Origin of the sequence: Pseudomonas sp. DG56-2 (assembly GCF_004803755.1) — a bacterium.
Lineage (GTDB): Bacteria > Pseudomonadota > Gammaproteobacteria > Pseudomonadales > Pseudomonadaceae > Aquipseudomonas > Aquipseudomonas auratipiscis.
This window is the reverse complement of record NZ_CP032311.1, coordinates 2,648,315-2,667,335: the sequence shown is the minus strand read 5'-3', so window position 1 is coordinate 2,667,335 and position 19,021 is coordinate 2,648,315. Positions and strand designations below refer to the sequence as shown.

Sequence of the window (19,021 nt, the reverse complement as noted above, 5' to 3'; positions counted from 1 at the left end):
AACATTCCTTTAAGCAGGTTGCACGGTAGAAGGTGCTGCACGTGAAGCCAACAGTCGGTCCAACCAGTCCGGATCCATTTCTGGCTCGGAAGAGAACAGCAGGCCGGTGTAGTCCTGATGAGGTGGAGTAAAGATGTGTTCGCGGCTGCCATGATCGACCACCCGTCCGCGCTGCATGACCAGCACTTCATCGGCGATGGCACGCACCGTGGCAACATCGTGGGTTATGAACAGATACGCAACGCCCAACTGCTGCTGGATACGGTTGAGCAACTTCAACACGCCCTCGGCGACCAACTGATCCAGGGCCGAGGTCACTTCATCGCAAATGATCAGCTCAGGCTCGGCAGCCAGCGCCCGGGCAATGCAAATTCGCTGCTTTTGTCCGCCAGACAGCTCTCGCGGCTGCCGCTCCATGTACAGCGCCGGGTCAAGTTCGATCATCTCCAGCAACTCGGCGACCCGCTTGCGCATGGCCTGGCCCTTGAGTCCCAGGTAGAACGTCAGTGGCCGGCCGATGATGTCGACGATGCGCTGGCGCGGATTGAGCGCGGTGTCGGGAATCTGATAGATCATCTGCACGCGGCGCAATTGCTCCTTGCTCCGTTGACGAAAGTCAGCCGGCAATGCCTGGCCTGCGTACAACACCTGTCCAGCGCTGGGCGGCAACAGGCCAGTGATCAAGCGGGCCGTTGAGCTTTTGCCGCTGCCCGACTCGCCGATCACCGCCAGCGTCTGGCCCCGGTGCAGTTTCAATGACACATCATGCAGCACCGGCTGTTGGCCGTAACTGGCACAGGCCTGGCGAACCTCAAGCAAGGGCTCGCCCTGCGCGGGGCTTGGTTTTGGCTCGGTGTGGAAGCTGCGTACCGCCCACAACGACTTGGTGTATTCCTGCGTGGGTGCGTCGAGCATGCTGCGGGTGTCGGCTTCTTCGACCAGTTTGCCGTGGCGCAGCACCATGATGCGGTCGGCCATCTGCGCGACAACGGCCAGATCATGACTGATGTACAGCGCAGCACTGCCGTAGGTCTTGACCGCATCTCGAATCGCCGCCAGCACTTCAATCTGGGTGGTGACGTCGAGTGCCGTGGTGGGCTCATCAAATACAATCAGATCGGGGTGGCAGGCCATGGCCATGGCGGTCATCACCCGCTGTAACTGACCGCCAGACACCTGATGCGGGTAGCGCTGGCCGATCTGCTCGGGGTTAGGCAGCCCCAACACCCGGTACAGCTGCACCGCTTCGGCCTCGGCCTGGGTGCGGCTTATTCCGCCATTTTTCACTGCGCTCTCGACATGCTGGTCAATCAGGCGATGGGCCGGGTTGAATGAGGCAGCAGCGCTTTGCGCGACGTAGGCGATGCGCAGACCGCGCAGCCCACGCAAGGTTTCGGCACGGGCGCCGACTAACTCCATACCATCGAAACGTACCGAGCCGCCCGTGATCCGGCAGCCGTCACGCACATACCCCATCGCGGCCAGGCCCAGGGTCGACTTGCCCGCCCCCGACTCGCCGATCAGGCCCAATACCTCACCCCGTTGCAGGGTCAGGTCGATGCCCTTGATCAACGGATGCCAGGCATCTTCGTAGTGACCCTCGATACGCAGATCGCGGATTTCCAGCAACGGCGCTTGGTTCGTAATGCCAGTCATTTTCAGCACTCCTTGAGGCCGCTGGATGCGTGCAGGACCCAATCCACGACAAAGTTGACGCTGACTGTGATCAACGCCACCGCCAGCGCTGGCAACAGCGGGCTAATGTCCCCAAAGGTGATCAACACCGCGTTGTCACGCACCATGCTGCCCCAGTCGGCCGTTGGCGGCTGAATGCCCAGGCCCAGGAACGACAGCGCACTGATGAACAAAAACACAAAGCAAAAACGCAGGCCGAACTCGGCAATCAGCGGCGCTGCAGCATTGGGCAGCACCTCGCGGCTCACCAGCCACCACAGCCCTTCACCCCGCAGGCGTGCGGCCTCGACAAAGTCCTGTACCACCACGTTCATGGCCACCGCCCGCGAAAGGCGAAACACGCGGGTGGCATCGAGCAGCGCAATCACCAGAACCAGCGAGGTGGCCGTGGTGCCCACCACACTGAGAATCAGCAAGGCAAAAATCAGTTGCGGGATGGCCATCAGAATATCCACCACCCGCGACAGGCCCTGATCGATCCAGCCGCCTTTGATCGCGGCCACCAGGCCGCAAAAGCCACCGAGAGCAAAAGCCAGCACCGTGGTCAGAAAGGCGATGCCCAAGGTATTGCGTGCGCCGTAGACCAGGCGGCTGAACATATCTCGCCCGAGGTTATCGGTGCCCAGCAGGAATTCACCGCCCCAAGGCGCAAAGCCCTCGCCCACCACTTGGGTTTCGCCATAGGGCGCCAGTACCGGGGCAAACACGGCCACCAGCACATACACGACAATCACCAGCAGGCCGAACTTGGCGCTCAAGGGCGCACGCGACAGTTGTTTGATCATGCTCATGCGTTACCCCTTCGGATGCATCAGGCGTGGATTGCTGGCAATCGACAGCACATCGGCCGTGGTATTGAGCAAGATGTAGGTGGCGGCAAAGATCAGGCTGCAGGCCTGCACCACCGGAATATCGCGCTTGGCCACCGAATCGACCAGCAACTGGCCCAGGCCTGGGTAAACGAACACCACTTCGACCACCACCACGCCAACCACCAGGTAAGCAAGGTTCAGGGCGACGACGTTGATGATCGGTGCCAGGGCGTTGGGCAAGGCGTGGTAGAAGATGATGCGTGCCGGGCTGATGCCCTTGAGCCGGGCCATCTCGATGTACGGGCTGGCCAACAGGTTGATGAGTGCCGCACGGGTCATGCGCATCATCTGCGCGACCACCACCAGGCTCAGGGTCAGCACCGGCAGTAGCGAGCGTTCCAGGACCTCGGCGAAGCTCGCCCCTGGACTCAAATTGGAGATGCTCGGCAACCAGTTGAGCTTGACTGCAAAGACCAGGATCAGGATGTAGGCAACGAAGAATTCCGGAAACGACACCGCACTCAAGGCACTGGTATTGAGCAGCCGATCAAACCAGCTGTTGCGATACAACGCGGCAAGCATCCCCAGCAGCAACGCCAGCGGCACCGAAATCAAAGCGGCAAGCGCGGCGAGGCTGAAGGTATTGGCCAGGCGCGCACCGATCAGATCGGCAATCGGCCGCTGGTTGGCAAGCGACACGCCCAGATCGCCCTGCAGCAATTGCCAGGCCCAATGGCCGAAGCGGGTCAACGCCGGTACATCCATGCCCAGTTGTGCGCGCAGCGCTGCCACGGTTTCTGGCGTCGCGGCCTGGCCAAGCATGGCCTGGGCGACATCGCCGGGCAGCATCCCCACAGCGAGAAAGATGATTACCGATACCGCAAACAGCGACAACAACCCCAGGGCCAGGCGCTGCACAAGCAGTTTATAAAGACTATTCACCGAACAGCTCCTCCAACAGGCACAACGAAAGGTGATGGCTCGGGCCCGAACTCAGGCCTGCCACCAACGCTCGATCAAGCGCAGGCCATCGAGCTCGCCATAGGGCGCAGTAAGCCCGCCATGGGCCACACGCTTGGAGCGTGCCGCCACTGAGCTTGCGAACAGCGGCACGATGGCGCCGCCGTCATCGCGGCACAGTGCCTGCATTTCGTTGTACATTTCCTGGCGCAGTGGCGCGTTCATCTCGCCACGGGCGGCATTGAGCAGTTGGTTGAAACGCGGGTTGTCCCAGTGTGTCTCGTTCCACGCCGCGCCTTTGGCGTAGCCGATGCTGAACATGCGGTCGGCGGTCAGGCTGCTGTAGAAGAATGAGGTAGTGAACGGTTGCTTCATCCAGACGTTGGTGAAAAAACCGTCAGCCGGTTCGCGCACGACATCGATGTCGATACCGGCCTGGCGTGCCTGTTCCTTGAACAACACTGAAGCGTCTACTGCGCCGGTATAAGCGGCATCGGAGGCCTGCAGGCGTACCTTGAGCGAGTCGAGCCCCGCCTGACGCAGGTAGAAACGCGCCTTGTCCGGGTCATAGCTGCGCTGTTCCAGGGCAGTATTGATAAAACGACTGCCGGGCTGGATCGGGTGATCGTTGCCGATCTGGCCATAACCATAGAGCACCGAGGCCAGCAAGGTTTCACGGTTGATCGCATGCTTGAGCGCAAGGCGAACGTTGTTGTCCTGAAACTGCGCACTGTCGGTGAGCATCGGAAAGGTGTAGTGCTGGGCGCCTTTGGTTTCCTCGATGGCCAGGTTCGGGTTGCGCTTGAGCAGGGCCACGGTCTTCAGGTCGACCTTGTTGATCACGTCGACCTGGCCGGTAACCAGCGCGTTGACCCGCGCAGCGCCGTCGGCAATGGCCAGCAGTTCGGCACTGGCGAAATGCGCCCTGCCTGCTTTCCAGTAATCCGGGCTGCGCTCCAGGTCCATGCGCACACCGGGCTCGAAGCCCTTGAGACGATAGCCGCCGGTTCCAACGCCAGACTGCCAGTCAACCACACCGTCCTTGGCCGGCATGATCGCCAAGTGATAGTCGGCAACCACATAGGCAAAGTCGACGTTGCCCGAATGCAATTCGAACACCACAGTATCGGTACCTTCGGCACGCACCTGGGCGACGTCACCCAGCACGGTCTTGGCCGCCGAGGTAGATGTGTCGCCCAAGTGATGCTGGATAGAAGCCACCACGTCATCGGCATCGAGGGTTTTGCCGTTGTGAAAGGTAACGCCCTTGCGCAGGGTGAACGTCCAGATCCGCGCGTCGGGACTCAACGCCCAGCGCTCGGCCAGCTCAGGAATGACGCTACCGTCCACGTCGATTTCACTGAGGGTGTTGTACACCGCAGAAAAACCGACAAAGGTGAAGGTATCGCTCCAGGTGCCGGGATCGCGCGAATCGGTGGTGCTGCCACCGGCCAAGCCCATGCGCAGTACACCACCGGCCTTGGGTGTGGCCTCCTCGGCCCAGCCTTGCATCGGCAACCCCAGGGAAAACGCCCCGGCCACGGCCGCCGCAGCGGCGCTGTATTTCAGAAAATCGCGACGCGGCAAGCCGCTGTCGTGCATCGCTTGAGTAATTTTGTTGTTGTTATCGCTCATGGCATTGCCCCTGTTGAACCGCAGAGAAAAGGATTTTGCCGACCTCGCACGCATCGATGCTGCAAATATTTGTATTTGTCATCGTGACAATTACATTAGACTCATCAGCACACGGTTGCCAAGCACCTTTTTGCAGGGGCCTAATGCGGCCAGCTACACCCCGTTGCTACTGAGTTTGAGTGAACACTTTCACAGGATTGAGCAAGCCATGAGCCAGTCGACCCGCTTGATAACCGCCTCGTACATTCTGTCGTTCGTGGCCGCCAACGCCCCGCAGAAACTGCGTACCGAGACCATTGCCAAATGGGTCAAGACTCACCCTACCCGCGTGCGCAGCCTGGTCTCGCTGATGGTCAAGGCCAACATCCTCAGATCCTGGCGCGGCGCGCACGGCGGCTTGACCCTGGCGCGTCCGGCGAGCGAAATCACCCTGCGCGAGGTGTATGACGCCGTGCAGGAAAGCTCGTTGATCGCCGAGAAAATCGACAACCCATTCTCCGGCATGGAAGACCACTGCAAGGTGTTCGAGGTGTTCACCCGCCTGTTTGCCATGCTCGAAGCCAACATGCGGCTGGACCTCGGTGCAATCAGCGCCGACCAGCTGTTCGTTGCCTTCGACCCGCCATTGGAAAAAACCGAGCAGGCTTGAAGTTGCCTCTGGGGCGCGTTTACGTCGGTTTTCGGTGCTGGTTTTCAGCCAGTTCATGGAGAAATTGAAACTTCTGATCTGGCTTTAGGAGCGGTCCTACATCATTTTATTGCAGTCCTTATTAGGGTGCTGCGGGTATGGCGCTTCCCAGGGTGGGCGTCGATGACCTGCACGCCCCGCTTAAGGACTAGCCTATGTTCGCCTCGGCCAACACCGCGCAGTTTGAACTGCTCATTCCCTCTGTTCGCAACGACTTCAAGGTGCGGGCATTCGAGGGCACCGAAGCCATCAGCAGCTTGTACGCGATTCGCATCGAACTGGTCAGCGAGCATGCCAATTTCGATCTCGAGCGCCTGCTCGGGCAGCCGGCCTTTTTGCGCTTTGACCTCAACGGCGAAGGGCTGCATGGACTGATCGAAGAGGTCCAGGTCGGCGAAGTCGGCAAGCGCCTGACCCATTACCAACTGACCCTGGTGCCCGCCCTGCACTATCTGCAGTTCAGCCACAACCAGCGGATTTTCCAGGCGCTGAGCGTGCCTGAGATTGTTGCCGAAGTGCTCAAGGGCCATGGCATTCTTGCCGACGCGTTCAGCATGCATGTCAGCACCTGCCCCAAGCGCGAATATTGCACGCAGTATTTCGAAAGCGACTTTGGTTTCATCCAGCGGCTATGCAGCGAAGAAGGCATTGCCTGGCACTACCAGCACAGCATCGATGGCCACAAGCTGGTGTTCAGCGCTGATCAGACCTATTTCCCGCGCCTGGGAACCACGCCCTATCTGCAAGGCAGCGGCATGGTCGCCGAGCATCCGGTGGTTCACCAGTTTTCCCAGCGTTTGAGCACCCGAACCGGCAGCGTCAGCCGCCGCGATTACGACCTGCAACGGCCAAGCCGCTTGCTGGAAAGCCGCTGGCGCAGCGGGTCGAGCCCCACCCTTGAAGACTATCGCTACCCGCAGCAGCGTGACACCGAAGCACGCGGCCAACAACTTGCCCGTCAAGCCCTGGAACAGCATCGCCACGACGCCCAACTGAGCGAAGGCGAAAGTGATCAGCCAGCACTGCGCAGTGGTCACTTCTTCACCTTGAGCGAACACCCGCGCGCGCGCTGCAACGCGTTGTGGCTGCTGCTCAGCGTGACCCATCAGGGCAAACAGCCGCAGGTGCTGGAAGAGTCGGCTAGCCACGACAGCCAAGCCCAGGACGGATTCAACCAGGGCTACCGCAACCGCTTCAGGGCGATTCCCTGGGACGTGTTCTATCGACCTGCGCTTGTCGAGCGCCCATCGGTTCTGGTTAGCCAGACTGCTCGGGTTACAGGACCGCCTGGAGAAGAAATCCATTGCGATGAATACGGCCGGGTCCACGTCGAGTTCCATTGGGACCGCACCGAGCTGAACAGCGACCAGAGCAGTTGCTGGTTGCGCGTATCCTCCGCGTGGGCCGGCGCGGGCTTTGGTGCGGTGGTCCTTCCACGCATCGGCATGGAAGTGGTGGTCACCTACCTGGAGGGCAACCCCGATCACCCACTGATTACCGGCTGTGTGGCCAACAAGGCGAAGGCCGTGCCCTACCCCTTACCTGCCAACAAAACCAGGACCGTGCTGCGCAGCCAAAGCTCACCGCACAGTGGTGGCTACAACGAATTATCGATCGAAGACCGTAGTGGCACAGAGCTGATCTACCTGCGCGCCCAGCGCGACCTGGAACAAAAGATCGAGAACGACAGTCGCCTGGAGGTCGGCAACCAGCGCCTGGAAACCATCAAGGGCAACAGTATTGCGGTGCTGGAGGCGGAAGACCAGCAGACTGTCATGGCTGATCGCAAAGTCGAGCTCAAGGCCAACGACAACCTGCAGGTGGCAAACAGCAGCCACACCCGCATCGGTCAAACGCTCGCAATTGAAGCAGGACAACAAGCTCATCTCAAGGCTGGCGCCCAACTGATCCTTGAGGCTGGGGTCAGCATCAGCTTGAAAGCTGCAGGCCAGCATATCGTTATAACGCCCGGAGGAATTTTCAGCACCACTGCAATCGAGCTCGGTGGGGCTCCAGTCGTCGCACTTTCGCCATCACAGGCCGCCCAGGACGCAGTCGCCAGCCTTGCCTGCCCCATGTCCATCATTACCAGTGCCAAGCAAAACGCAGCGGACTACTGCCCGCTTTGCGAAGCCTGTCGCGATGGCCTGTGCAGCATCGGAGATCGCGTATGACCACGCCTGAAAAATGGCTCGATACCCAAGCATCCCTCGAACGGAACCTGTACCTGGTGCTGGACTCCGTGGGTCACCTTGATGAGCGCAACGCACTGATCAATTCGCTCGGGCCCAACCGGTACCGCAACTTTTACGTAGCCACAGCGGCGCAATCGCTGGTCAACGTCGCGCCCTACCTCTTTCACCTGGAGTCGGCAGAACATCCCGCGTTGCAAGCACTCCTCGCTACACCCCAGCTGCACTGGGGCTGGCTGGCCAGCGCTGGTGATATCCCGATTGACGTACTGACCCGCCATTGGCGCAATCGTCTGGTAACCGGAGAGCGTCCAAACCAGGCGATCTACCGCATGCACGATAACCGTGTGTTGGGTCGCGCCTTGGCACACCTGCAACCGGAACAGCTCCCCGAATACCTCGGCCCCATGGCGAGCGTATGCTATTGGCAGACCGATGGCTGGAAAGTTACCGATAACCTCGATCCCGCTGAGCACCCACTTCCCGTGACCCCTGCGTGGTTGGCGACACCCACGCCCGAAACCACCTACGCGCAAATATTGTTCGACAACTGCCGCCGCTTCCTGATGCGCGAACATACCGACACCCTGGTCAAGGTGGCCAAGCAACGCGATCTCGACTCATGGCTGCGCGAAGTACTGGCCTTGGCGCACACCTGGGGCTTGCACGCCCCTGAACATATCCATTTCTTGTTAATCCAGAGCTTACAAGCACAAAACTTCACCCTACCAACGGCCTGGAAGCCTCAGCCCAACGAAGCGCCACAAGCTCACTTTGAACGTATGCGAACGGAAGTCCTGTATTGGCAAGGGAAATTACCGCTGTGAGGCCACTTACTAAAGCCTTGGGCTTGGGAGCCTGCATAACCTTGGCCCTGATTTGGGCGCTATCAGAACCAGCGAAAAGCTTTACTTTTACCGCAGACCTACCCCCCGACTTTACCTACAGGTTAACCGCTGCGTACGTGCCTGCCACCGGAGAAACCTGCAGCGTGCCGGGCGGGAGAAATACAAAGGTGGTTTTCAATCGTCTAGGCAAAGAATACAACCCCATCTCCGAGGTTCAACTGTTCAGAACCGTGAGCGGATGCGCGCTCATGTTGAATCATGCGGAGGTAAAGATTATTGGCATACATAGCAGAAACGCAAAACGTGCCTACTCCAGCTTTGACCGCGCCCAATTTTCGGTCACGGCGAAACTACCAAAACACCTTGAACACAAATTCAATAATTCTTCACTAAATGAGTTTTACGGGCAGTGCCAATGGTTTTTTCGCACCATCGGTCCTGAGCGTTACATTACAAAAATCCTGTTCTGCCGAAAAACAGATGCGCATGGAAACATAGCAAACGGCCGACCATTTTCGGCGTACAACCTGGAACAACTTAGAGGGAATACGATAAAACTGAACATACAGATGGCCGATGTGGAGTTACCCTACATGAAAGATACCTGGATTAAAGTTCCCGGTGGTTGGAAGCGCTGCATGGGTAAAAGCTTTGCAGATCAACACGCATTTTGTAATGGCAACCATGAAAACTTCAGCACGTTTCGCATGGTAGATGGTCGCGTATGCACTATCTATCCAGGTTGTACTGAAAGCAAGAAAGTAACGCCATGATGGCCACCTCTCCACCTGTAGCTTGCAAAGAAAAATCTGGTAGTTACAGGAAGGCTGCTTTTATATTTATGGCCTTGGGCATATCCCTAATTTTAACTTACTGGCCACTAACACCCTCGAAAAGCTTTACTTTTACCGCAGACCTACCACCCGACTTTACCTACAGCTTAATCGCTACGTACGTACCTGCCACCGGAGAAACCTGTAGTGTGCCGGGCGGAAGAAATACAAAAGTAGCTTTCAATCGTCTGGGTAAAGAATACAAACCGATCTCTGAGGTGCTGCTATTCAGAACGGTGAGCGGTTGTTCGTTGATGTTGTATGATTTAGAAATCGACATAATCGGAATTAGCAGCGTGAGTCAAAAGCGCGCATACACCTCTTCTGATTACGCCAAGCTGGCGGTAGGTGATGATCTGCCAAAACGTGTAATAGGCACCTTCAATGATACTGGCTTGAGTGAGTTTTATGGGCAGTGCCAATGGCTATTTCGCACCGTTAGCCGCAAGCGAAACATAGTAAGAATTCTTTCCTGTCGGAAAACGAATAAACTGGGAAAAATTGACAACGGCAAGCCTTTCGCAGGTTATACATTGGATCAACTTCCGGGCAAAACTGTAAATCTGATAATTAAACTAGCTGATGCAGAACGCCCCTATATGAAAGATACGTGGATCAAGGTTCCCGGTGGCTGGAAGCGCTGTATGGGTGAAAGCTTCGAAGACCAAGATGCCTTCTGTCGCGGCAACTTCAATAACTTTAGCACATTCAGAATGATAGATGGACGCATCTGCACAATCTACCCCGGCTGCACCGAGAGCAAGGAGATAACTCCATGACGGCCACCTCTCCACCTATAGCTTGCAAAGAAAGATCTGGTAGTCGCAGGAAGGCTATTTTTATATTTATGGTCGTTGGCATATTCCTAATTTCAGTCTCAACCTACTGGCTACTAACACCCTCGAAAAGTTTTACTTTTACTGCAGACCTACCACCCGACTTCACCTACAGGTTAACCGCTGCGTACGTACCTGCCACCGGAGAAACCTGCAGTGTGCCGGGCGGGAGAAATACAAAAGTCGTTTTCAATCGTCTAGGTAAAGAATACAAACCTATCTCTGAGGTTCAACTGTTCAGAACCGTGAGCGGATGCGCACTCATGTTGAATCATGCGGAGGTAAAGATTTTTGGCATACATAGCAGAAACGCAAAACGTGCCTACTCCAGCTTTGACCGCGCCCAGTTTTCGGTACATCCCGAACTACCGACTCGCTTTATACGCACATTCAATGACATTGGATTAAGTGAGTTTTATGGGGAGTGCCAGTGGTTATTCCGCACCATCGGCGCCAATAGATACATCACCAAAATCCTTACCTGCCGAAAAACAGATGAATTGGGAGAGATTGCCATCGGCAAGCCTTTCTCGGCTTATACATTGGATCAACTTCCGGGAAAGGCTGTAAGGCTGAAAATTAAATTAACTGATGCAGAACGCCCCTATATGAAAGATACGTGGGTCAAGGTTCCCGGTGGCTGGAAGCGCTGCATGGGTGAAAGCTTCGAAGACCAAGATGCCTTCTGTCGCGGCAACCTCAATAACTTTAGCACATTCAGAATGATAGATGGACGCATCTGCACAATCTATCCCGACTGCACTGAAAGCAAGGATGTAACCCCATGAAACTTATTTCAACCTTGGAAGCTGAAAGAAAATCTTTTTCAGGCCTGGTTCACGCTTGCCCTACTCGCGACCACACGACCAGCTTTCAGTTAGTTGACGAATTCGGTGACGAACTGAGTTATGCATTCTTATCATACAAGTTAGTCGATTATGAAGGAGCCACTTACACTGGAAGATTAAACAAAAAAGGCGCCAGCAAGGTACACAAACATTACGCCGGCCCTGTATGGCTCATGTTGACCCAACCGTATACAGGAAATGAAAAGCTCTACGAGCGGTTACAAAACAGAGACCATTACCCTCTTCCCATCACAGAACTACAAGTACGCGCAGAACAAACTCGCTTTTTCAACACAACCGGCGTAAGAACAAGCTCAAACCCCGCCCAAGAGAGCGCAAGTGTGTTCTACCAGGTTGAAGTCAGTGAACTGGTGGAGCACATCGCGCACCTGCCACCCCTCGTCAGCCGAACCTTCCCACCTGACAAGTATGTACATGCGCTGTTCCGTCAGCCCGCTGAAACGGCTGTGGGCAGCCATGAACAGGTCAATCACGTATCCGAACACATCCTCAATGGAGATACCCCTGCAACTCAGCGGGGGGTGGCTCCGTCACCGCCTACCGCGAGAGGAATTGCCCTGCTACCCAACCGACACTACGTGCTCGAGGTTCGGCCTTTGCGGGCACTGCGGCCAATTTTGTCGACAGCCGACGAGTTCTGTGCGCTAAACATGTATCAACTGGCGCTGATGGCGACCCTGAGCTACACCGACTTCAGTCAGAACCCCGCCACCCACCCGGTTGAGACCGAAACCGTGAGTTTTCCGACGCAACCTAGCAGCGGAAACTGGTTCGGCCATGCCTTGGCGCAGTTTGACGAGCTGTGGCAAGTAGATGCTGCCCAGCACGAAGGTAAGGCGTTTTACCCCCTGTATGAAGAAGTACCCTATTCCAAGCGCCTGGAAGTGGTGCCGTTCGATCCGCAACTGTACCCAGATGTTAACAACCCCAACCTCGGACGTGCACAAGAGAATCCGGCGAAACTCCACTGGTTCGATGACCGAAATATAAACGAAGATACTGACACGCAAGCATTTATTACCCATCACGACGAGTTGATTTTAATCTCCGTACGCGGAACGAGCGAAGTACTACCAGACGGCTTACGTGATGCTGACGCACGCCAAGTACTTTTCGATGAAGGGGTGGGCAACGTACATAACGGCTTCTATGAGGCAGCTCGGGTCGTCGCTAAGTTTGTGTTTGAATACCTGAAAAGATTCCATAGCGGACAAAAACTAGTCATTACCGGGCATAGTCTAGGCGGTGCAATAGCACTGATACTGGCGGAAATACTACGACGTGACGACCGTTTTGAGCTCAATATTCTGCTCTACACCTACGGTGCCCCACGAGCAGGCGACGCTACATTTGTTGAAGGTGCAAGCGCATTGGTCCATCACCGCATCGTTAATCACAACGATCCGGTGCCAAGCTTGCCGGCCCCATGGATGTATTTTTCAATGGCAAGAATTGCGAAGGGTTTTGAGGTCCTTCCACTCAGTACGGCAATCGGAACGCTGTTCTTGATCACGGGCAACACCAACTTGACCGGGGAATCTTACACACACCACGGCAAGCTGCGTCACTTCATGGCGGTGGATTTGGGACTGGTGGGGCAGTCATCCATTCTCTGGGAACCGGGATGTCGCACTATCACTGATCGTGGCTGTGCACGCGTGCTACAGGAAATTGATGGGTTACCTGTACGAGGGTCTTTCTGGCAGCAGTTGCTCGACAACGCCAACCACTCAATGACCGGTAGCTATATCCCCAATTGCTGGGCAACCCTTCGACGCTGGCAAAAGGCACGTGAAGACAACCTCAAGCGCATTACAGACACCGAGTTTGACCGCGTCAGCGGCGCTTTAAACAGCGTGATCAGACAGTTGAACACCTTGAAGGCAGAATCTGGCCCGCGCCTGCGAGGCGATGTTCAAGTAAAGAATACACAGATAAGTAAACTGGATCGGGAGATCCGTAAGCTGTACATGACCCAAACCCGACTGCGCACGTTACTCGAAAAGACCATAACGCAGGCCGATGTTTATGGCCAGTTTGCCTCCCAGCCTGAGCTACTCGCGCAGGTTCTTCTGCGCTGGCGTGAACACCTTGAAAACCTCGCACCGGCCCCCTTGGCAATGATTCCCCAGTCTGCTGCCGACGATGATGCGGCAATTGCCTCTATCGTTGGCGGATACGTACCGGGTCAGCCCTACAGTTTTGATATTGAGTCGCTGTAGTGAACCTCAAAGCACGCCCCCAGCATGGTGCAATGAGCTACCGCTCTCTCAAGCCCCAACCTCACCTGCTTCGGGCCATGCAGCCTCGCCTTCTTGCGAGTCGTGACCGACACGGCCCAAGCATCCAGATGCCCTGAACTCAGCTGTTCTTTATCGTGCAAATACCATTGGCCCTGTGTTTGCCCGTATAGGACATCCACGGCGTACCGTCCGGGTTGATGCCCAGGCTGATGGTTACGCCAGCACCTTTGATTTCAAAGTTCTCGTCATTGATTTTTTTCAGCTTTCCTTCCTTGCCATTTATGTAGACAGGTCCACCTTGATCGGCATGGATGTCCAGATTGCCTGGGCAGGTGGCGTTCAATTGCGGGATGCCCGCGTTGGCAATGCCGGATGCTGCAAGCAGAACCAGTGGTAGTAGTGCCGTTTTCATACTGCTCTCCTGACTCGTCTTATCGACGAGCATTTTCGGTGGGTTTAAACGTTGATTAGTTGCCGAGTAGCCGCCCTGTGTTCGCTGTAGGCGATGAACTCAGCGACCGGCATGGGTTTGCCAAATAGCCAGCCCTGGCCAAATTCAATGCCTCGGGTGCGCAAAAAGGCCACTTGCTGCTGTGTCTCTATGCCCTCGGCTACCATGACCAGCCCCATTTCCTGAGCCAGGGCGATAGTCAGTTCCAGCACTGGGCACGCTTTGTCGTCGTCAATTCGCGCCACGAAGGTGCGGTCGATTTTCAGCAGGTCGATGGGCAGATGCTGCACGTACTGCAAGCTGGAATAACCGGTGCCGAAGTCATCCAGGGCTATCGGGTGGCCGCGCTGGCGGCTGACTGTCAGGTGCTCACACGCAGGTTCAAAGTCCAACAGGCTGCTCTCGGTAACTTCCAGCCAGACCTGCTGCGCATTGATGCCTGCGCGGGCAATCGCGTTACTCAGCACGTCAAGGTATCGACCGCTGCAGATATCCCTGGCCGCAAGGTTTATCGAGACATGCTTGCAAGGGTCCGAACGCAGGTACTCGCCTAAGTCGTCACACACAGCGAGGAGGACGTTCTCGGTGATGTCCTCGATCAAGTCACTCTCTTCTGCCAGCGTCAGGAAGCGTTCGGGCGTCGCCCAGGTGCCATCGCTTTGTTTCAATCGCACCAACGCTTCAGCCCCCACGCAACGACCGCTATGCAGGTCAATGATGGGTTGATAAAACGCATGAATATTGCCTTGTTCAATAGCGCCTCGCAGTTCGGCCATCGGTGACAGACGAGCGTTGGTATAGCGTGCTATTTCCCGCAATCCGTAGAGTGCCACTGCCACTCCGATCGGCAGCGCGATAAGTTGCTTGCGCCATAGATTGGCAAGTAGCGCCTCCCTGGACAGGGCCACCACTGCCTGCCAATTGCCGTGCGTCACCCACTTGTAGATATAGTCGCCGACCAACATCGGCCGACGGCCCTCATGAACCAGTGTCAGCAACTGGGTGAAACCGTCGGCGTGGCGCTGCTCCATCCAACGACCGGAACCGGCACCCAACGCCAGGCGAAAACCCGGTTTCAACGAGGTGTCCTGGAGCGGTTCGGGGTCTACCAGTAGCCGAAACGCGGCGTACTGCAGGGTAAGCTTGCCATTAACGGCATTAACGTCTGTATGCCCGTTCAACGATACGTAGACCCCTTCGGATGTCTGGAAATCTTCCGCGAAGGTTGGCCCCTCCGGCGCCCATGCTCCGCTGGAGCTACAGGCGTAGACATCTTCTTCGGTATAGCCGACCGATTTTACGAACAAGGTGTTCAATGCAATCAGGCGCATCTGTTCAATGCCCGACGGCGAACAGGCCGGCAACCCTGAGTCCGCCAGTTGCCTGAGTGCCTCGCCTGCCTGGGCCAGGGTGCTATCCGCCCTGCGTACCGCCAGTTCGGCCAGATCGTCCAACTGCGCCTCCGTGTCATGCAGCACCAGCAACCAGCCGAGGTACGCGCTGCTGGTTAAGCACACCACTACACACAAAGCACCGGCCAAGACTCCGAATACACGTATCCGTGAGCGTTTCATGAAACCTCCAACAGCATTGATTCTTTGTTTTATCGCTGGGTAGCTGCTTGCAGCCTGCTGTCACCAGAGGATTCGATAGCCGACGGTAACTTGCAGAGGTTGTTCGATTTCACTTCCGTGCACGTAGTGGGTCTCGACCATCAGCTTTTGCCGGGCGCTGAGTTGCAAAGCGGTGCCTGCGCCATAGTCGGTGCGCGTGCCTGGCAGTGAATTGTCCAGGGTATGCCCATCCACCGATACGTGGCTGTCACCGGCCAGCTCTTCAATTTGCGAAACGCTGAGGTATCCCTGTACCTGGGTACCTGAAGCCAGCATGAAGTTGCGGCCTGCGCGCGCCCCTACCCGGGCCAGGACCGAGTCCTGGTCCTGTGCTTTCACTTGCAGCGAGTCGCTGCTGGTGTAGCGAGGCCCTTGCAGATGGGCAGCGGACAGTTGCGCCTGGGGCTCTATGAACCAACCATCTGCCAGCGCAATCTGGCGGCCAAGTTCAACACTGGCCCCGTAAGCGTTTGCGTCATAATGGCCACTCACTTGATCCCCGAGGTTTTGCGACACCTTCACATCGCCTTTGAAGTGATCGTATTTCACCACGGTGTCCAGATAGACGCCGTTGTCTTGCAGGTACGTGGCGTATAGCCCCACTGAACGGCTGTCGATATCACCGCTGCTGTGCTCGGCAAAGTCCTGGTCGGCGTGGCCGATGCCCAACATGCCGCCGAGGTAGAGCGTTGCATCATTGAATTCAATGGCGCGGTCAGCGCCCACTTCGATACCGCTAAGCCGTTGGTCGAACGCACGGCTGTCACCGCTGTCGACGTTCAGCCTTGCGTCCATGGCCCGGGTCCAGAGCCCTCCTTGGTCCTTGCCCAAACGCAACTCACCCAAGCGTCGGCTCAAGGTGCCCATCTCGTTCTGCCACAGGTTGGCGGCGGCAGTCTGCATGCCCAGGGCGGCATTGGCGCCCTTGGACAGACGCTGGGCTTGCGGCAATCGGGCCGGCAAAGCTCGGGAAACGCGCGGCTGAGGGGGTTGCGCTGGCGTCAGCGTGGTCATCGCCACATTACTGACAACAGGTTTAGGTATGGCTTGCGGCTTCGTCGCAGGATCAAGCGGGGTCATCGCAACATTGCTGGTAATGGGCTGCGGTATCGCCTGCGGCTTCATCGCAGGGTTAAGCGGGGTCATCGCAACGTTGCTGGTAATAGGCTGCGGTATCGCCTGCGGCTTCATCGCAGGGTTAAGCGGGGTCATCGCAACGTTGCTGGTAATAGGCTGCGGTATCGCTTGCGGCTTCATCGCAGGGTTAAGCGGGGTCATCGCAACGTTGCTGGTAATAGGCTGCGGTATCGCTTGCGGCTTCATCGCAGGGTTAAGCGGGGTCATCGCAACGTTGCTGGTAATAGGCTGCGGTATCGCTTGCGGCTTCATCGCAGGGTTAAGCGGGGTCATTGCAACATTGCTGGCAAGTGGTGTTGGAATCGCGGGCTTTTGAAGCGGCGGCACCAGCGTCTGCATTGGCGCTACTTGGCCTGTTTGTGCCAGATACCAATCATTACCCTGGCGTGTCAGGGCATAGCGAAAGGCGCCGGCGTCGACGTGTCCGCCGTACAGTGTGAATTGCCCTGCCCCCCCTCCACTTCCTACCAATTTAAGCGGTTGGCCCGTTGCGGCATGGCCACTGTCAGCGACAAGAAGTTCGTGCTGACCGCTCACCTGTCCTGTAACCGAGAGAAGGTCACCCTGCGAAGAAGCAAGGTCGGATTTCATTTGAAAGCGCCCAGTGCCACTCAAGTCGCCATTCAAGGTCAGTACCTGGAAGCCGTGCCCACCGAACATGACCTTCGAATCGCTCAGGTTAAGGTTGCTTGCAGACGAATTGCCGCTGAAAACCCAACTGCTGTTGTGCAGATCAAGGTCCAGGCGGCCGCTGGCAGGGGACAATAATCTGGTATCGCCTGTTACTTGACTGGCAACGGTGGTGATTGCGAGCTGGCCATCGCCGTTGGTCTGGGCAAAGTCTGCGACGCTTACCTGACTCGATTCCAGGTCAACTTTCAGCGAGCTGCCTGCTGCCGCCAAAAAGGCAGTCGCCGTCGGCGCCACCCATTGACTGTCAGTGATGCTGGCAACTCCATGACTGCCTGGCTGCGCCTCGATCAACGCACTTAGGCCGCTAAGCCGGGTGCGCAACAGTGTCAGCGTCCCCGTACTGCCAAGCGGCGAGAACGCGCTAAATACCACAGTGCTTGCGTCGACGTTGGAAACAGCGCTGTCGCTCGCGCTGATGTGCGCTTCGCCATGAATAGCCAGTGCCGCAGCCTGGGCCCCCGTTGTCAGTACCTGACTACGCACAAGGTTGATGTTGCTCAACCTGCTGGCTGTGGCGCCAAAAGCACCTGTGCCTTCGGTCAGCAGCGCGCTGTCGACAATATCGATGTTAGAACCCAGGTCAGCACGTACCGCCGAGGCTGAGGCGCCCAGGGTGTGCACGCTGCTGGCGCGGCTGAGGATGACGTTACTGCCTTGACGTGCAGAAACGCCATCACTGGCGGCGGCGTCGGTGATGATCTGGGTATTGATCAGGGAGAGTTGCCCAGCAGAAGCCGAAACCTGTACCCCTGCACTTTCGGCCTGGTGGGTGTGAATTTGACTATCACGTACCACATTGGCCAACAGATTTCCTTGCTCTCGAATGCCAGCACTGCTCATGTCAAAGGTTACGATCTGGCTGCGTTCAACCTGCAGCAGCGCATTGGCGCCGACGTCGATACCCGGACTGAGGATACCGGTGGTCTGCAAGCTGACGTCGTGAAGGCGCAGTTCTGCGTTGGTCACTGAGGCAGCCGGGCTTTTCGCACCGGTCGTGTACAAGGCACCGGGGCCACTCAGGTCGGCCAGCGATTGGGAATTGACCTGCAGCGCCGTACCCGAGGTCACCGCGTCCACCCCCTGGGCGAGTAGCCTGGCGCCCGACAGCACATCGGCGCCGCCACCCACGGAATTGCGCAAAACCACGTCGCGCAAGGAGAAATCCACGTGCTGCAGGGTTACCGCGGAAGTCGGGCTGGAAACGTCCACCTGTTTCTGAACGAGGCTGGCGACCAGCGGGCTGGAATTAATGAAAAGCAGCGGGAAGTTGTAGTCGGCAGCGAGCGCAGGTCCAGTAAACAATGCAGCGATTAACGTGGCGATGGGCAAAGGATGGAATGGCGGACAGCGATCTTTGTTGCTGATCGAAGCGCCAACGTGGGTGTTCATGGCTTTCATCCTGGAGAAGTAGTTGCTATTGGCAGCATTCTTCTCAAAGGCCGTCATGACGAGGATAAGAAAGTCAGTCACACTCTGTAGGAAAATGACTACACGCTCGACTCAACCGTGCCCTACA

The 19,021-nt window shown here is 57.0% G+C and carries 14 protein-coding genes; 7 read left to right on the top strand and 7 right to left on the bottom strand.

Annotated elements, in window-relative coordinates; translation table 11 throughout:
- Window positions 1-9: 9 nt before the first annotated feature.
- The 4 genes from D3Z90_RS12060 to D3Z90_RS12045 are packed head-to-tail and all read right to left on the bottom strand — an operon-like array spanning window position 10 to window position 5,102.
- The gene (locus D3Z90_RS12060) at window positions 10-1,656 is read right to left on the bottom strand and encodes an ABC transporter ATP-binding protein (RefSeq protein WP_136476008.1); all 1,647 of its coding nucleotides are present in this window, start codon (window positions 1,654-1,656) and stop codon (window positions 10-12) included.
- A gap of 2 nt (window positions 1,657-1,658) precedes the next feature.
- Entirely contained in the window at window positions 1,659-2,486 is an 828-nt protein-coding gene (locus D3Z90_RS12055) for an ABC transporter permease (protein WP_136476007.1), read from the bottom strand.
- 3 nt (window positions 2,487-2,489) lie between these two features.
- Window positions 2,490-3,449: an ABC transporter permease gene (locus D3Z90_RS12050; protein WP_136476006.1), complete on the bottom strand. Its 960-nt coding sequence runs from the start codon at window positions 3,447-3,449 to the stop codon at window positions 2,490-2,492.
- A 51-nt stretch (window positions 3,450-3,500) separates the two neighbouring features.
- Window positions 3,501-5,102, bottom strand: coding sequence for an ABC transporter substrate-binding protein (locus D3Z90_RS12045; protein WP_136476005.1), 1,602 nt, complete (start codon window positions 5,100-5,102; stop codon window positions 3,501-3,503).
- A gap of 208 nt (window positions 5,103-5,310) precedes the next feature.
- Between D3Z90_RS12045 and D3Z90_RS12040 the strand changes: the two genes are divergently transcribed.
- The 7 genes from D3Z90_RS12040 to D3Z90_RS12010 all read left to right on the top strand — a co-directional run bounded on the left by D3Z90_RS12040 (window position 5,311) and on the right by D3Z90_RS12010 (window position 13,590).
- A complete protein-coding gene (locus D3Z90_RS12040) occupies window positions 5,311-5,751 on the top strand; it encodes an Rrf2 family transcriptional regulator (RefSeq protein WP_136476004.1) in 441 nt (146 codons plus the stop codon).
- 194 nt (window positions 5,752-5,945) lie between these two features.
- Window positions 5,946-7,964: a type VI secretion system tip protein VgrG gene (locus D3Z90_RS12035; RefSeq protein WP_136476003.1), complete on the top strand. Its 2,019-nt coding sequence runs from the start codon at window positions 5,946-5,948 to the stop codon at window positions 7,962-7,964.
- Window positions 7,961-8,809, top strand: coding sequence for a DUF4123 domain-containing protein (locus tag D3Z90_RS12030; RefSeq protein ID WP_136476002.1), 849 nt, complete (start codon window positions 7,961-7,963; stop codon window positions 8,807-8,809). The genes D3Z90_RS12035 and D3Z90_RS12030 overlap by 4 nt, the downstream gene beginning before the upstream one ends.
- Before the next feature lie 41 nt (window positions 8,810-8,850).
- The gene (locus tag D3Z90_RS12025) at window positions 8,851-9,603 is read left to right on the top strand and encodes a hypothetical protein (RefSeq protein ID WP_256658357.1); all 753 of its coding nucleotides are present in this window, start codon (window positions 8,851-8,853) and stop codon (window positions 9,601-9,603) included.
- On the top strand, window positions 9,600-10,442 hold the full coding sequence (locus D3Z90_RS12020) for a hypothetical protein (RefSeq protein WP_136476001.1): 843 nt from the start codon (window positions 9,600-9,602) through the stop codon (window positions 10,440-10,442). Before D3Z90_RS12025 ends, D3Z90_RS12020 begins: the two co-directional genes overlap by 4 nt.
- Window positions 10,439-11,287, top strand: coding sequence for a hypothetical protein (locus D3Z90_RS12015; RefSeq protein ID WP_256658356.1), 849 nt, complete (start codon window positions 10,439-10,441; stop codon window positions 11,285-11,287). Before D3Z90_RS12020 ends, D3Z90_RS12015 begins: the two co-directional genes overlap by 4 nt.
- Window positions 11,284-13,590, top strand: coding sequence for a lipase family protein (locus D3Z90_RS12010; RefSeq protein WP_136476000.1), 2,307 nt, complete (start codon window positions 11,284-11,286; stop codon window positions 13,588-13,590). Before D3Z90_RS12015 ends, D3Z90_RS12010 begins: the two co-directional genes overlap by 4 nt.
- A gap of 139 nt (window positions 13,591-13,729) precedes the next feature.
- Here the strand turns inward: D3Z90_RS12010 and D3Z90_RS12005 are convergent, their stop codons facing one another.
- The 3 genes from D3Z90_RS12005 to D3Z90_RS11995 are packed head-to-tail and all read right to left on the bottom strand — an operon-like array spanning window position 13,730 to window position 18,894.
- A complete protein-coding gene (locus tag D3Z90_RS12005; RefSeq protein ID WP_136475999.1) occupies window positions 13,730-14,023 on the bottom strand; it encodes a hypothetical protein in 294 nt (97 codons plus the stop codon).
- A 44-nt stretch (window positions 14,024-14,067) separates the two neighbouring features.
- Window positions 14,068-15,636 carry an EAL domain-containing protein gene (locus D3Z90_RS12000; RefSeq protein WP_136475998.1) on the bottom strand — a complete coding sequence of 523 codons (1,569 nt, stop codon included), beginning with the start codon at window positions 15,634-15,636 and terminating at the stop codon, window positions 14,068-14,070.
- A gap of 60 nt (window positions 15,637-15,696) precedes the next feature.
- Complete coding sequence (locus D3Z90_RS11995) at window positions 15,697-18,894, bottom strand: autotransporter outer membrane beta-barrel domain-containing protein (RefSeq protein WP_136475997.1); 3,198 nt, start codon at window positions 18,892-18,894, stop codon at window positions 15,697-15,699.
- Between the last annotated feature and the right edge of the window lie 127 nt (window positions 18,895-19,021).

Coding starts and splice junctions, on each gene's coding strand:
- D3Z90_RS11995 (WP_136475997.1), bottom strand. CDS start 18,894: ATGAACACCCACGTTGGCGCTTCGATCAGCAACAAAGATCGCTGTCCG.
- D3Z90_RS12045 (WP_136476005.1), bottom strand. CDS start 5,102: ATGAGCGATAACAACAACAAAATTACTCAAGCGATGCACGACAGCGGC.
- D3Z90_RS12005 (WP_136475999.1), bottom strand. CDS start 14,023: ATGAAAACGGCACTACTACCACTGGTTCTGCTTGCAGCATCCGGCATT.
- D3Z90_RS12040 (WP_136476004.1), top strand. CDS start 5,311: ATGAGCCAGTCGACCCGCTTGATAACCGCCTCGTACATTCTGTCGTTC.
- D3Z90_RS12035 (WP_136476003.1), top strand. CDS start 5,946: ATGTTCGCCTCGGCCAACACCGCGCAGTTTGAACTGCTCATTCCCTCT.
- D3Z90_RS12020 (WP_136476001.1), top strand. CDS start 9,600: ATGATGGCCACCTCTCCACCTGTAGCTTGCAAAGAAAAATCTGGTAGT.
- D3Z90_RS12015 (WP_256658356.1), top strand. CDS start 10,439: ATGACGGCCACCTCTCCACCTATAGCTTGCAAAGAAAGATCTGGTAGT.
- D3Z90_RS12000 (WP_136475998.1), bottom strand. CDS start 15,636: ATGAAACGCTCACGGATACGTGTATTCGGAGTCTTGGCCGGTGCTTTG.
- D3Z90_RS12060 (WP_136476008.1), bottom strand. CDS start 1,656: ATGACTGGCATTACGAACCAAGCGCCGTTGCTGGAAATCCGCGATCTG.
- D3Z90_RS12055 (WP_136476007.1), bottom strand. CDS start 2,486: ATGAGCATGATCAAACAACTGTCGCGTGCGCCCTTGAGCGCCAAGTTC.
- D3Z90_RS12030 (WP_136476002.1), top strand. CDS start 7,961: ATGACCACGCCTGAAAAATGGCTCGATACCCAAGCATCCCTCGAACGG.
- D3Z90_RS12010 (WP_136476000.1), top strand. CDS start 11,284: ATGAAACTTATTTCAACCTTGGAAGCTGAAAGAAAATCTTTTTCAGGC.